General features: G+C 40.9%; 16 protein-coding genes and 1 pseudogene. 5 read left to right on the forward strand and 12 right to left on the reverse strand.

What is annotated here, in order from left to right:
- Positions 1-46 precede the first annotated feature (46 nt).
- Both H6G40_RS11675 and alr read right to left on the reverse strand, forming a co-directional pair.
- Positions 47-1,351, reverse strand: a complete 1,305-nt coding sequence (locus tag H6G40_RS11675) for a cytochrome P450 (protein WP_190537718.1) — start codon at positions 1,349-1,351, stop codon at positions 47-49.
- Positions 1,352-1,550: 199 nt separating this feature from the next.
- Positions 1,551-2,747 carry an alanine racemase gene (gene alr, locus H6G40_RS11680; protein ID WP_002736974.1) on the reverse strand — a complete coding sequence of 399 codons (1,197 nt, stop codon included), beginning with the start codon at positions 2,745-2,747 and terminating at the stop codon, positions 1,551-1,553.
- 346 nt (positions 2,748-3,093) lie between these two features.
- On the opposite strand from alr, the gene H6G40_RS11685 reads away from it, so the two are divergent.
- From H6G40_RS11685 to H6G40_RS11700, 4 genes and pseudogenes are all read left to right on the forward strand, one after another.
- Positions 3,094-3,369: a hypothetical protein gene (locus tag H6G40_RS11685; RefSeq protein ID WP_002737292.1), complete on the forward strand. Its 276-nt coding sequence runs from the start codon at positions 3,094-3,096 to the stop codon at positions 3,367-3,369.
- 113 nt (positions 3,370-3,482) lie between these two features.
- A pseudogene (locus H6G40_RS11690) lies at positions 3,483-3,773 on the forward strand (DUF4164 family protein); the annotation flags it as partial.
- A gap of 325 nt (positions 3,774-4,098) precedes the next feature.
- Entirely contained in the window at positions 4,099-4,416 is a 318-nt protein-coding gene (locus H6G40_RS11695; protein WP_002737406.1) for a hypothetical protein, read from the forward strand.
- 112 nt (positions 4,417-4,528) lie between these two features.
- On the forward strand, positions 4,529-4,825 hold the full coding sequence (locus H6G40_RS11700) for a hypothetical protein (protein ID WP_002738090.1): 297 nt from the start codon (positions 4,529-4,531) through the stop codon (positions 4,823-4,825).
- Positions 4,826-4,887: 62 nt separating this feature from the next.
- On the opposite strand, the gene mnmE is transcribed toward H6G40_RS11700, so the two are convergent.
- On the reverse strand, positions 4,888-6,261 hold the full coding sequence (gene mnmE / locus H6G40_RS11705; RefSeq protein ID WP_069475697.1) for a tRNA uridine-5-carboxymethylaminomethyl(34) synthesis GTPase MnmE: 1,374 nt from the start codon (positions 6,259-6,261) through the stop codon (positions 4,888-4,890).
- Between the two features lie 64 nt (positions 6,262-6,325).
- Here mnmE and H6G40_RS11710 point away from each other — a divergent pair, with 64 nt between their 5' ends.
- Positions 6,326-6,847, forward strand: a complete 522-nt coding sequence (locus H6G40_RS11710) for a DUF2062 domain-containing protein (RefSeq protein ID WP_002738112.1) — start codon at positions 6,326-6,328, stop codon at positions 6,845-6,847.
- 291 nt (positions 6,848-7,138) lie between these two features.
- On the opposite strand, the gene H6G40_RS11715 is transcribed toward H6G40_RS11710, so the two are convergent.
- The 9 genes from H6G40_RS11715 to H6G40_RS11755 all read right to left on the reverse strand — a co-directional run bounded on the left by H6G40_RS11715 (position 7,139) and on the right by H6G40_RS11755 (position 12,770).
- Complete coding sequence (locus tag H6G40_RS11715; RefSeq protein WP_002736237.1) at positions 7,139-7,537, reverse strand: HEPN domain-containing protein; 399 nt, start codon at positions 7,535-7,537, stop codon at positions 7,139-7,141.
- Positions 7,534-7,848 carry a nucleotidyltransferase domain-containing protein gene (locus H6G40_RS11720; RefSeq protein ID WP_002737075.1) on the reverse strand — a complete coding sequence of 105 codons (315 nt, stop codon included), beginning with the start codon at positions 7,846-7,848 and terminating at the stop codon, positions 7,534-7,536. The genes H6G40_RS11715 and H6G40_RS11720 overlap by 4 nt, the downstream gene beginning before the upstream one ends.
- Positions 7,849-8,349: 501 nt before the next feature.
- A complete protein-coding gene (locus H6G40_RS11725) occupies positions 8,350-8,757 on the reverse strand; it encodes a type II toxin-antitoxin system VapC family toxin (protein ID WP_008197333.1) in 408 nt (135 codons plus the stop codon).
- Between the two features lie 2 nt (positions 8,758-8,759).
- Positions 8,760-9,002 (reverse strand): hypothetical protein, encoded by a 243-nt coding sequence (locus H6G40_RS11730; RefSeq protein ID WP_002735297.1) that lies wholly within the window; start codon positions 9,000-9,002, stop codon positions 8,760-8,762.
- Positions 9,003-9,095: 93 nt separating this feature from the next.
- A complete protein-coding gene (locus H6G40_RS11735) occupies positions 9,096-9,407 on the reverse strand; it encodes a tetratricopeptide repeat protein (RefSeq protein ID WP_069475698.1) in 312 nt (103 codons plus the stop codon).
- A gap of 16 nt (positions 9,408-9,423) precedes the next feature.
- Positions 9,424-9,681 (reverse strand): ParE family toxin-like protein, encoded by a 258-nt coding sequence (locus H6G40_RS11740; RefSeq protein WP_069475699.1) that lies wholly within the window; start codon positions 9,679-9,681, stop codon positions 9,424-9,426.
- Positions 9,659-9,880, reverse strand: a complete 222-nt coding sequence (locus H6G40_RS11745; protein ID WP_002736659.1) for a hypothetical protein — start codon at positions 9,878-9,880, stop codon at positions 9,659-9,661. Before H6G40_RS11745 ends, H6G40_RS11740 begins: the two co-directional genes overlap by 23 nt.
- Before the next feature lie 72 nt (positions 9,881-9,952).
- The gene (locus H6G40_RS11750) at positions 9,953-12,295 is read right to left on the reverse strand and encodes a tetratricopeptide repeat protein (protein ID WP_190537716.1); all 2,343 of its coding nucleotides are present in this window, start codon (positions 12,293-12,295) and stop codon (positions 9,953-9,955) included.
- Between the two features lie 13 nt (positions 12,296-12,308).
- Positions 12,309-12,770 carry a hypothetical protein gene (locus H6G40_RS11755; protein ID WP_242028747.1) on the reverse strand — a complete coding sequence of 154 codons (462 nt, stop codon included), beginning with the start codon at positions 12,768-12,770 and terminating at the stop codon, positions 12,309-12,311.
- Positions 12,771-12,889 lie beyond the last annotated feature (119 nt).

Genomic DNA, 12,889 nt, shown 5'->3' on the forward strand with positions numbered 1-12,889 from the left:
CGAGAAAAACGTTAAACTGTTTTTAAAGTTTTTTTATCCTAGCCGGTTAACGGAGTTTAAAGGTGACTTGTAAACCGTCCCGGGGATGGGGAGTGGGGATAGTGGTGAGGGTGAGATCTTGATTGGGGAGTAATTGCCAATCGTATTTTTCTACTAAACGGACGGCTAAAATTTTCATCTCTAAACGAGCGAATTCCTTGCCGATACATTCGCGCAATCCCCCACCAAAGGGGATATATCCGTAGGGTTTTTCGTCGGCTAAAAAGCGATCAGGATCAAAGGTTTCAGGATGGGAATAAATATTATTATCTTTATGGGTATTGCTGATTTGATACTGCACTACCCATCCTTTCGGCAAATGATAACCGTTAAATTGACAGTCTTTTATTACCCGACGGAATCCTCCTCCCACGGGGGGAGTAAAACGTAAAACTTCCTTTAAAACGCGATCTAAATAGGTCATCTGTTTGAGGGTATCAACGCTTAAAGGAGTGGATAGATCAAAATTAGTTATTTCCTCAAGGACAAGCTGAAAAATATCGGGATGCAGTGCCATTTGTAGGCAGAAAGTGGCGATAGCAGAGGTTAAAGTTTCATGACCAGCAAAGAGTAATAATAGCACTTGATCCTTTAATTCCGCTAGGGATAAACTTTGACCGTTTTCGTCTTTAGCTTGTAAAAGGATAGCAAGAGCATCCTGGCCGGGGTTATCATTTTTTTGTCTTTCTAAAATGATAGTTTCGAGCGCTTGCAGTAATTCTTCTCGACAGCGTAATGCTTTGCCGAAAGCTGTCCAAGGAAGGGGAAGGGGAAGGGTAAATAGTCCCGCAGAAAAAGTATCAAAAGCTTCTCCTAATTTGGTAGCAGAACCCTGGTCAAGACCGACAAATAATTTACAGGCGATATCGAGGGTATAGTTTCTTAATTCAGGATACCATGACAGGGTTTTTGCGGTTTGCCAACGCTCTAAATAGCGAGCGGTAATTGTTTCTACCGTAGGGATATAACTTGCTAGGGACCGGGGTTGAAAAGCTTGATAGATTAAACGACGACGGGAAGCGTGAACATCTCCCGTATGCACTGCTAAAGATGCGCTACCTAGGAGAGTTTTGGTACTTTTAGGCCAAGTGGCCGCAAAGTATTTATTCTCGTTGCTGAGGAGAAACCGGTTAGCTTCGGCACCGGATAAAATAATCGTGGGACTGCCAAAAATATGAGTACGGAAAAGTTGACCATATTTATTATGACGTTTGCTGGCAAAATCCCCATCGGTTAAAAAAGCGATTGTTTCTCCTAATAGGGGTAATCCGAAACTGCCGGGGGGTAGGGGTAAATCGTTGCTTGTAGTCATCGCTGCCTCTAGGGTAAAACTAATCATTTGCCGTCGATTAACCCTGTTTATTCTAACCTAAAGCACTGGGGAATTCATCCCCCAGCGATCGCACTTGACCAAGGCAAGTATCTAGGCAAAATTAATTACAGATATCATCACCAGTCATTCAACAGTGAGAATTGCCGCCAATTGACATTTTTTAAGATCACCGCCATAATTAGCCATTGCTAATAGTAATTCGCGGCAAACGATGCTTAAAACCGCAGAGAATCTCCCAGGATATCGTACCTAAATCCCGCGCCCAATCGTCGGCGGTGATGCACTGTGGGCCATCTTTACCGATAAGTGTGACGATTTCCCCTGTTTTTACCTCTGGAATCTCGCTCACGTCAATCATTAACTGATCCATGGTTATCGCGCCGATTTGGGGTACTAAACGTCCTCTCAGGGATACTTTTAAACGATTGGAGAGATTGCGGGGAATTCCATCAGCGTAACCGATACCGACCACAGCAATACGGGTGTCTTTTGCCGCTATGTACTGATGACCATAACTCACTCCCGAACCGGCGGCAATGGTTTTGACTTGGGCAATGCGCGCTTTTACTTGCAGGACGGGTTGCAAAGGGACTTTATCGGTGAGATGATCGGCGGGATAAAGACCGTAGAGAGCTAATCCGACTCTAACTCGATCGTAGTGCAGAGATCGATCGCTTAGGGTAGCGGCAGAGTTGGCTAAATGCAGACAGGGGGGATGATAACCTTTTGATCTTAACTCGGCGATCGCTTGTTGGAATCTTTGCCGTTGTAACTGCATGATCTCGGGATTGGGATCGTCAGCTGTGGCAAAATGGGAGTATATACTGGCAATTTTCAGGTTAGGAGCCTCTAAAACCTGTTCGACGAATTTGGTGCCGTTGTGCCATTGTGTACCTAAGCGAGACATCCCCGTATCTAGTTTGATATGGACCGGCAGCCGCTGCTCTAAGCGTCTCATCACGCTGGCAAAAATTTGCACCTGTTCGATTTGCACCAGGGTGGGTTGCAATTGCCAATGGGCTAAGGCTGCCACTTCTTCCGGGGTGTTCACTGCCCCTAAAATCATAATTGGGGCAACGATTCCCGCTTCCCGTAGTTCGATACCTTCCCCGATAGTCGCGATGGCTAAAGACTGCGCTCCAGCTTCTAAAACGCTGTTAGCCACCTTAACTGCCCCGTGTCCGTAAGCATCGGCTTTAATTACCGCCATTAATTCCGTTTTTGGGGCTAATAAGGCCTTGACTTTTCGCACGTTTTGTTGTAGGGCAGATCGATCAATCTCTACCCAAGCACGATAGCGAATTACTTCCGACAATTGATAATCATGACGGTTTTTGGGCGGATTGATAATTTTTGGTTCGATGCTAAACGTCACTCGCTCACTCCTTTGCACGCATAACCCAATTTATACCAAAAGAAAACCGAGAGGGCTAGGAAAAAAGCCGGAAACTCCTCTGGATTTCCTCCTTTTTCCAGGCGGAATCTAGGCTTTAAGATGAATGGGATCTTAGGAAGTTCCCGAAAAAATTGGCAGTTAGGGTTTTTTCCTAGAGAATGAACAGTAACGGGTAATCAGTGACAAGAAAGTAGCGAAGTTTTCACCTAACACTATCTCAGTGGTTGGACAGAAGTGAAGTTAACTATAGGCTAAGGAATGCCAAAAAGCCTAGACTAAGATAAAATTATTATATCCAACCAGATGCAGTACAGGAGTTTAGCCAATGTCTAACGAAACTGTTACTTATTCCCTAGAAGCTGTCCTCACAAGGATTGAGGGGAAGATCGATAAGATTGATGAGCGCTTGACAAAAGTAGAAATAGGATTAACCGATCTCAAAGGAGATATTAAAGTGTTAGACGAGAAAATCGAAGGCATGGACAATCGGCTAATATCGGTAGAGGGAACCCAAAAAAATCAGGTCTGGACATTGATTATCCTTTTGGGAAGTGCCATTATTACTGCCGCTTGGAAAGTATTTTTTTCCAGTAATATCTGAGTTCTCTAATTCTCAACAAGACTACAGTTAACCGCTCCTGAAAGAAAATTTTCTTAAAGCCTAGACTTAAGATAAAATTATATCCAACCGGATGCAGTATAGGAGTTTACCAAATGTCTAACGAAACTGTTACTTATTCCCTAGAAGCTGTCCTCACAAGGATTGAGGGGAAGATTGACTCGCTTGAGAAGCGGGTTAACGAAAGATTTGACAAGGTAGAAGATCGGTTAACCAAACTAGAAATAGGAGTAACTGATCTCAAAGGGGATATTAAAGTGTTAGACGAGAAAATCGAAGGCATCGACAATCGGCTAATATCGGTAGAGGGAACCCAAAAAAATCAGGTCTGGACATTGATTATCCTTTTGGGAAGTGCCATTATTACGGCCGCTTGGAAAGTATGGCTCTTCGGTTTATGTTATGCAATGAACGGGGGTTATAAGGGATGGAACCCTTATATAGAAAGGCATTTAGCGATTTTTGTTAATTATTTTCGATCTAGAGCGAACTAATCAATTAAATCCCTTGCCAGATAAGGATTTAGTCGATTTATGCCCCCCTATCGAACCATACCAAGTAACGAAGAGCCGAAAGTATTTTTTTCCAGTAATATCTGAGTTCTCTAATTCTCAACAAGACTACAGTTAATCGCTCCTGAAAGAAAATTTTCTTAAAGCCTAGACTAAGATAAAATTATATCCAACCAGATGCAGTATAGGAGTTGACCCAATGTCTAACGAAACTGTTACTTATTCCCTTGATGTCGTCCTTAAAGAAATTAAAGACAGTATCAAGGAAGTTAGCCAGAAATTCGATAAGATTGATGAACGGTTTGATCGATTAGATAATCGCTTAACAAAACTTGAGATAGGACAAGCAGATATCAAAGGGGATATTAAAGTGTTAGACGGGAAAATTGAAGGCATCGACAATCGGCTCAGATCGGTAGAAGGAACCCAAAAAAATCAGGTCTGGACATTAATCATCCTTTTGGGGAGTGCCATTATTACGGCCGCTTGGAAAGTCTTTTTTTCCAGTAATATCTGAGTTCTCGAATCCTCAACAAAACTACAGTTAACCGCTCCTGAAAGAAAATTTTCTTAAAGCCTAGACTAAGATAAAATTATATCCAACCAGATGCAGTATAGGAGTTGACCCAATGTCTAACGAAACTGTTACTTATTCCCTGGATGTCGTCCTTAAAGAAATTAAAGACAGTATCAAGGAGGTTAGTCAGAAATTCGATAAGATTGATGAGCGGTTGACAAAAGTAGAAATAGGAATAGCCGATCTCAAAGGGGATATTAAAGTGTTAGACGGGAAAATTGAAGGCATCGACAATCGGCTCAGATCGGTAGAGGGAACCCAAAAAAATCAGGTCTGGACATTGATTATCCTTTTGGGAAGTGCCATTATTACGGCCGCTTGGAAAGTATTTTTTTCCAGTAATATCTGAGTTCTCCAATCCTCAACAAGACCACAGTTAACCCAACACAGTTGACCAGATTTTCTAATTGCTTATTTACCAATACAAAAACGGCTAAAAATGCGATCAAGTACCGATTCAGTCACTTCTTCGCCGGTAATTTCTCCTAAAGCTTGAATGGCAGTACGCAGATCGATCGACCAAAAATCAAAAGGCAAATTTTCGTCAATTGTGTTTTTGACCTGTTGCAAAGCAATTTTCGCCCTAGTTAAAGCGGCCGCCTGTCGTTGATTAATGGCTAAATCCAAATTAGCCGCCTGTATTTCTTGATTTTGGACAGCATTAATAATAGTTTTTTCTAACTCTTCAATACCCTGATTTTGGGCAGCGGATAGCTTGACAACTCGCTCAATTTCTGCTGGATAAATTACCGTTTCGGGATGAGCTAAATCAATTTTATTAATCACTAAAATTAATCGGCGATCGCTGACAGAGCGATAAATTTCCTCATCTTCCTCTGTCCATCCGGACTCTGCGGAGACGGTTAAGAGAACTAAATCAGCAGACCGGGCCGTTTGACGGGAACGTTCCACCCCAATTTGTTCAACTCGATCGCTGGCCGAGCGAATTCCTGCCGTATCGAGGACTTGTACGGGAATTCCCGCCACAACTAGCTGAGATTCGACGATATCGCGGGTAGTGCCGGGTAAATCGGTGACAATCGCTCGATCGCTCCGACTCCAAGCATTTAACAAACTGGATTTACCCACATTCGGCCGCCCCACGATCGCCACTTTCAGACCACTACGCAGCAATTCCCCGCGCTCGGCGGTGGCTAAAATTAAATTTACTTGACAAAAAACCTGTTCTATGCTATGGAGAACCGCCTCGCAATCCAAGGGCGGTAAATCCTCTTCAAAGTCAATACGGGCCTCAATTTCAGCCAAAATATCGAGACAGGTGGCCCGCAAATGGCGGATCGGTTGCGCGAGTTTCCCCTGCAACCCAGCGAGGGCAAATTGTGCCGCTTGGGGAGAACGCGCCCCAACGAGATCGACGACGCTTTCGGCTTGAGTTAGGTCAATTCTGCCGTTCAGAAAGGCACGCAGGCTAAATTCCCCCGCTTGTGCCAAACGCGCCCCATTTTCTAGACATAACTGTAACACCTGTTGTACGGGAATAATGCCGCCATGACAGTGAAATTCCACCACATCCTCGCGGGTGAAAGAGCGGGGCGCTAACATGAGCAACAGTAAAGCTTCATCGATAATTGCTTGACTTTGGGGATGCCGGATATAACCGTAGAGAAGACGATGACTTTCCCAGGGTTGACGATTGCGGGTATGGAAAAGCCGACGAGCGATCGCCACTGCCTGACTACCGGATAAACGGACAATACCGATACTACCCTGTTCCGGAACGATCGCCGTAGCGATAGCGGCGATCGTATCCCCTGTGTTTAACATCTCTTAATCACTCCTTGCTAAAATTGAAGTCAGGATCAATTTTGTCAGCATTTATCCCGAAAATATGCGCTCAAGGTCATTAAAAGCGAGAAAAAGCCGCAAATATTCAAGTAATCGCTTACTGCGATTTTTGCGCTATTGGTATATTCGCTTAATGCGATTACAAGGACATCCTAGGGAAATTGCCAGGGGTTTTGCCTTGGGAGTTTTTTCGGGATTTTTCCCGTGGATCGGCCTTCAAATCATCATCGCTATCTTTTTAGCTACCCTATTTCGTGCCAACAAAATTGCCGCTGCTGCTGGTACTTATATCAGCAATCCCGTGACCGATCTGCCGATTTTCCTGTTTAATTATAGATTGGGAGAGTTTATTCTTGGTCAAAGCGGGCGATCGAATGTGGGTGACATTTTTCAAACTAATCAAAGCTTCACCGAAAAGTTAGCTAGTTCTGGCGGCCAATTTCTTTTGACCCTGTTTTTTGGTTGCTTACTATCAGCGACGGTATTTGCTACTATAACCTATTTTGTTAGCTATCGCCTAGTTCATCAACGGTATCACCGGCGACAAACAAGGAGAAAACGCTGATAAATTGTAACCGTTCGGGGGGGACGAAATCTGGTAATCTAAGAGGCATCGATGAGAAGCACCTACGGTAATCCCACAATAAGTCTAAACTGTTATTTGATTGAATGAATACTATGATTGTGTTGTATTCAGCAAGTCTTCATCAATGATCAATTATAGTCCATCCCATAATCCCATCAATCACAGTTAAGACGATGGATGTGACTGTCGCATCATTTGTAAATTATTACGAATCATTTGTGTATTGAGATGCTCTTTACTTAATGTATTGACATACAATACTTTTGTCATTTAATCAGTAGGAAGCAGGTCTGAAATTATATTTAAAAAATCTCTCACTTTTGCAATAAAAGGAAGAACTTGTAATTCATCAAAATCTGCAAAGTCTGTATAATCTGCTTCGAGACGGTATTCAAATAATTCGTTATAAACTGCACCAAAGTCTTTTGAAATAATTTCGCTACGGATGTAGTTTTTGTTGAAGAGACTACGGACACCTGTATGTTTTGGAGATGAGAGATTATCATAAGCAAGTAAAGCCGTAACAGCATAAAAGCAACTATAGTACAGACGATTGATACAACTATTCCATCTTGCACCATCAGCAAGAGAACAAGCATCTTGATAAGCTTCCTCTGCACGATTTAAACGATACCTAATTAGTTGATCGTGAGGGGAATTTTTACTCATAGCATAATAGCTTCTTTGTTAACTGATTGCCAGAAAGGAGTAGTTTGTAATAAGGGATGTTCCCATTGATTTTTGCTGCGAACAATGGTACAAATAACTTCTTCTGTTTCCCATTCGATTTCATAAATTTGACGACGGATTTGAGATGTGCGAGTAGGGTTAGTGATCCCATCAACTAATACTAATATATCCCAATCAGAGTCTGGTTGAGCATCGTTTCGCGCCCGTGAACCATAAAGAAATATTTGCGCTTGTGGTTCGATCGCTTGTACTGCTTGTTTAATTTTATTGAGTAATAGTTGTTTGTCCATGATTTTTTATTACCTTTTTGTACTGCAAAACAATATTAACAATATAGTCCATCCCATAATCCCATAATAAGTCTAAACTATGATTGAAATGATTGAATGAATACTATGATTGTGTTGTATTCAGCAAGTCTTCATCAATGATCAATTATAGTCCATCCCATAATCCCATAATAAGTCTAAACTATGATTGAAATGATTGAATGAATACTATGATTGTGTTGTATTCAGCAAGTCTTCATCAATGATCAATTATAGTCCATCCCATAATCCCATAATAAGTCCAAACTATGATTGAAATGATTGAATGAATACTATGATTGTGTTGTATTCAGCAAGTCTTCATCAATGATCAATTATAGTCCATCCCATAATCCCATAAATCACAGTTAAGACGATGGATATTGCTGTTGTCGCATCATTTGTAAACTTTTCCGAATTTGAACAATAGTAGAGTGATTTTTCCTAATAGTCGTTGACTCCATTTTATAGTAGTTCTATTTTTTAAAAAAGAATAATAAAACCTTCTTGGGTAAAGTGCTTGTCATGGGTAAGCACTTCAAAAATATCCATTTGTTGCATAATTATCATTGATATGCAGTCTGTAATACTATAACCTTTGTCTGACCGTTGTTTATATAATTCAAAACCTAATTGACGTAATTCTGGTGTATAGGAAATAACTTGTATTGTTTTTTCCCGTAGCATTTGCGTACACATTAAGAGTGCTTTCTGTCTCATAATAGTTCCTCTACATGAAGCATAGTTCAGTATCTCATCAATAATGCCATCCGTTGTTATTAGTTGATCATTGATACAATTATGAGCATAGTTGAGTGCGATTTGATGCCAGTCATCTTTGGGGTTGAGTAAAGCGATCCAATAAAAGGTGTCGGCAAAAATTTGCTTCATGGTTAATGTTTAGGAGTACCGTAGATGTAATGATCATGTTGCTCTGCACTATCGGTTGGTAAGGTATCTAAAACTTCTTGAGGAATATCAGCAGTGAGTTCTTCGATAAATCGCGCGAAAGGTTTAGATTGTTCTTGCGATCGATGATGTTTGATTTTGGCTAACAATAAAAAGTCAAAAACTTCTTCTATTACCTCATCGGATACTGTTTCAATTTCATGAATTAGTTGTTCTTTAATGGTCATAATTTTACCTTTGTAAGTTCTTCAACTATAGCCTATATCAGTTATCAGTGATTAATTCAATTATAGTCCATCCCATAATCCCATCAATCACAGTTAAGACGATGGATGTTGCTGTTGTCGCAGCGTTTGTAAGTTTTCCCGAATCTTAACAGTAGTAGGATGATTCTCCCCTAAAGCTTGCTCGGCTATGTCTAAAGCTTGCTGGTGGAGTGGTTCTGCTTCTTCATACCTTCCTTGAGAGTGGTAGAGTTTTGCTAAATTATTAAGATTTTCAGTGATATTGGGATAGTTATCGCCTTCAAAAATTTCTGGACAGTATTTTTTTTGATTTGCCAGAAATTCCTGTGAGGTAACTTCAGTAAAATATTGGTGGATAATATTGCGAAATTCTTTAGGCTCTAGCATGGTTAATTTTCTCCTTCTATTTAATTAACTCTTCATACTCATCATGAGAACCAATCCAAAACCAGTAATAATCTTCACCTTTTTTCAATGCTAAAGCTCTATAATTCTCAGTTATTCGGACTGACCAGACATTTTTCCCTACTTTCTTGAAATGTAATGATCGATGGAAAACATTACTAATCCAGAGACGATAGGCTTTTTTGGCCTGTTGCTTAATGTAGGGAGATAAGTTGGCATAACATTGCCAAAAATCAGGAGTTGTTAAGGATTTCATCTAAAGGCTTAACTTGATTGTTACTGATATCATTGTTGACTTTTTGTAATAGTCGATCGAGTTTCCCTGATTCGAGATCGTTTTTTATCTGTTTGTCCCAACTATCATCAAGATAGTCTTGTAACCAAGCTGATAATTGATGGATTTCTTCGTCAGGCAACTGGAGAATCGCGGATTCAATATCTTTGAGTGTAGTCATGATTGTTTGGTTGATTGAAGGTGATTGTATTATTTTATATTGTTGTATTATCGGATGGGTTAATAACCCATCCTACGGAAGCGACTCTAAGTTTTCCCGAATCCTAACAGTAGTAGGATGATTCTCCCCTAAAGCTTGCTCGGCAATTGCTAAAGCTTGTAAATAGAGAGGTTCCGCTTCTAAGTATCTTCCTTGGTATTTGTACAGCTGTGCTAAATTGTTAAGGGAAGTTGCCAAATCGGGATGATTGTCTCTTAAGAGTCGTTTTCTCAAATCTAATGCTTCTAGAAGGAGAGGTTCCGCTTCTGTGTACCTGCCTTGGAAATAGTACAATTCTGCTAAATTGTTGAGGGAAGTTGCCACAAGGGGATGATTGTCTCTGAAGAGTCGTTTATACAAATCTAATGCTTCTAGATAGAGAGGTTCCGCTTCTGTGTACCTGCCTTGGGATTTGTACAGCTGTGCTAAATTGTTGAGGGAAGTTGCCACAAGGGGATGATTGTCTCTGAAGAGTCGTTTATACAAATCTAATGCTTCTAGATAGAGAGGTTCCGCTTCTGTGTACCTGCCTTGGGATTCGTACAATGATGCTAAATTGTTGAGGGATTGTGCCACAAGGGGATCATTGTCTCCTAAGAGTCGTTTTCTCAAATCTAATGCTTCTAGATAGAGAGGTTCTGCTTCTGTGTACCTGCCTTGGGATTTGTACAATCCTGCTAAATTGTTGAGGGAAGTTGCCACATGGGGATCATTGTCTCCTAAGAGTCGTTTTCTCAAATCTAATGCTTGTAAAAAGAGGGCTTCCGCTTCTGTGTACCTGCCTTGGGAACGGTACAATGCTGCTAAATTGTTGAGGGAAGTTGCCACATGGGGATCATTGTCTCCTAAGAGTCGTTTTCTCAAATCTAATGCTTTTAGATGGAGAGGTTCCGCTTCTTTGTACCTGCCTTGGGAATTGTAAAATGCTGCTAAATTGTTGAGGGAAGTTGCCACATGGGGATGATTGTCTCCTAAGCGAGATTGTACCGCTTCGAGACAATTATCAAAATATCTTTCTGCCGAGTTATACTGTCCTTGCCCCTCATAAAACCATGCTACCCCAACAAATGCCCACATTAAATTATCATCATCAGGATTAGGAATATCATCCAGCATCTCTTGACTCAGTAACTCCAGATGAGGAATAGCCAGACGCACTCTGTCAATATCTGCAATAACGGGATTCTGGGGAATAGTCTTTGCTACGGCAATTCCACTACTCGCAATTCCTCCTTGCAGAACATGAATAAAATCATCCCCTTCCTGCTTACTTTGATAACGAAAATACTCTCTCAACAAAGCATGAATAACAATATTTTTACCATTCTCAATCTCAATCAGAGACAAATTATCTAACTGCTTGCGTGCATCCTTGACTGCTTTCTTCTCCCATCCCAAACTGTTTATCGTCGGTTCCACCAAATCCTGCCAAGGAATAGCAGCAGCAGCAAACCTTCCCAACAGCATCGCCAACTGAGTTGCTAAACGTTGCAAACGTTGCCAACTCAAATTAAACGCAGCTATCACACCCCTCTCAGCCGTAATTCCCCTCACCATTTCATCGGAAAGCGACTCATCCTCAAGACTCAACTGCTGTAAATAATCTTCCAGAGACAACATCCGGTCATCTTTTAAATATTTAGCAACCAACTCTAATGCTAAAGGTAAATAACCCAGATAACGACAAATCTCCTTGGCTGTTTCTATCTCATTTTCACTGCGCGAAGTGAGTTCAGCATCGACAATTTTTGTTAACAGTTCAAGAGACTCCGCTTCTGACAACACCCCTAACGATAACTCCCAAAACCTCAGACTCAGATTCCTTTGTCGCGTCGTTAGCATCACCTTAAAACGAGAGGAAATTGGGAGCAATTCTTGAGGAATATCTTCTAAGCTTTTAACATCATCAATAACAAGTAAAATTTGTCCCTCTTGAGGATGCCAGTTTTGCCAACACCACTTCACCTGTTCCTCAACACTTCCCAATTTCTGTAACTTCTCCGGCATTGCTAAATAAGGCGCAGCTTTTAATAAAATTTGAGTCGCTAAATCCCCTTGATTGAGAGAAAACCAATAACAAGCCACATATCGCTGTTGAAACTCCCTTGATAACGCATACTGAACCGCTAACTCAGTCTTACCCACACCTCCCATACCCCGCACCGCACAAACCGAAACCTTACCCTCATTTTGTAACGCCTCATGCAAGTTTTTTAAGTCTTGCTGTCTCCCGACAAAATTGGGTGATCCTTGTCGTACATCACTGGGAATCGTTGTACTTACTTTTGGTAAATTAATCGTTTGGTTAATCTCAATTTGAGCATAATCACCAAATGTTGAATCTTTAATCCCTGTCTGAGTATTTTTGTTATCCATAATCGTTATAAAATTAGTTAGTTTCTTGCTCAATTATAAAAATAGCATCTCCATCCGCTTTGATCTGCTGCGCACCAATTTGTTCAACAAGATCGCCCTTAGCTTTTTGCTTGATTTCTGCTTCTATGCGACCTGCCGTAACATCTCTTAAACCAACTTGGGTGATTTCCCCTGCTTGAATTGCTTGTCCTAAAATCTGTAACTCCTCAGCAAAAAGGGAGTCTTCATCTAAAATCACATCTAAATTTTTAGTCAAAGTTGCGATCGCTGTACTATCACCAATTTCAACCTTAGCCAATGCTTCATCAACTTTAGGAGATTTTCCTGTTAAGCGAGTTTTGATCTTTTCCCATAAAATGGGAATCTTAGCCAAAGCCTCCGCCGTAAAGCGTTTCGCTAAATCCCCCGTCCCAGACTTCACAAACTCTTGTACTGCTAAGGTGATAAGTAAACCTGCTGTTAATGGCTCAGTCATTTTTAAATTTTCCTCTAAGGGACTTCCAGAGAATAAAATACCCAACAAAAAAATAGAAAAGTGTTTTTTTGAAAAAGTAATTATTTTTGTCTAGGAAAACAAAGAGTCTCCCATTACAA

This window comes from Microcystis viridis FACHB-1342, from assembly GCF_014698335.1.
Classification (GTDB): Bacteria; Cyanobacteriota; Cyanobacteriia; order Cyanobacteriales; family Microcystaceae; genus Microcystis; species Microcystis ichthyoblabe_A.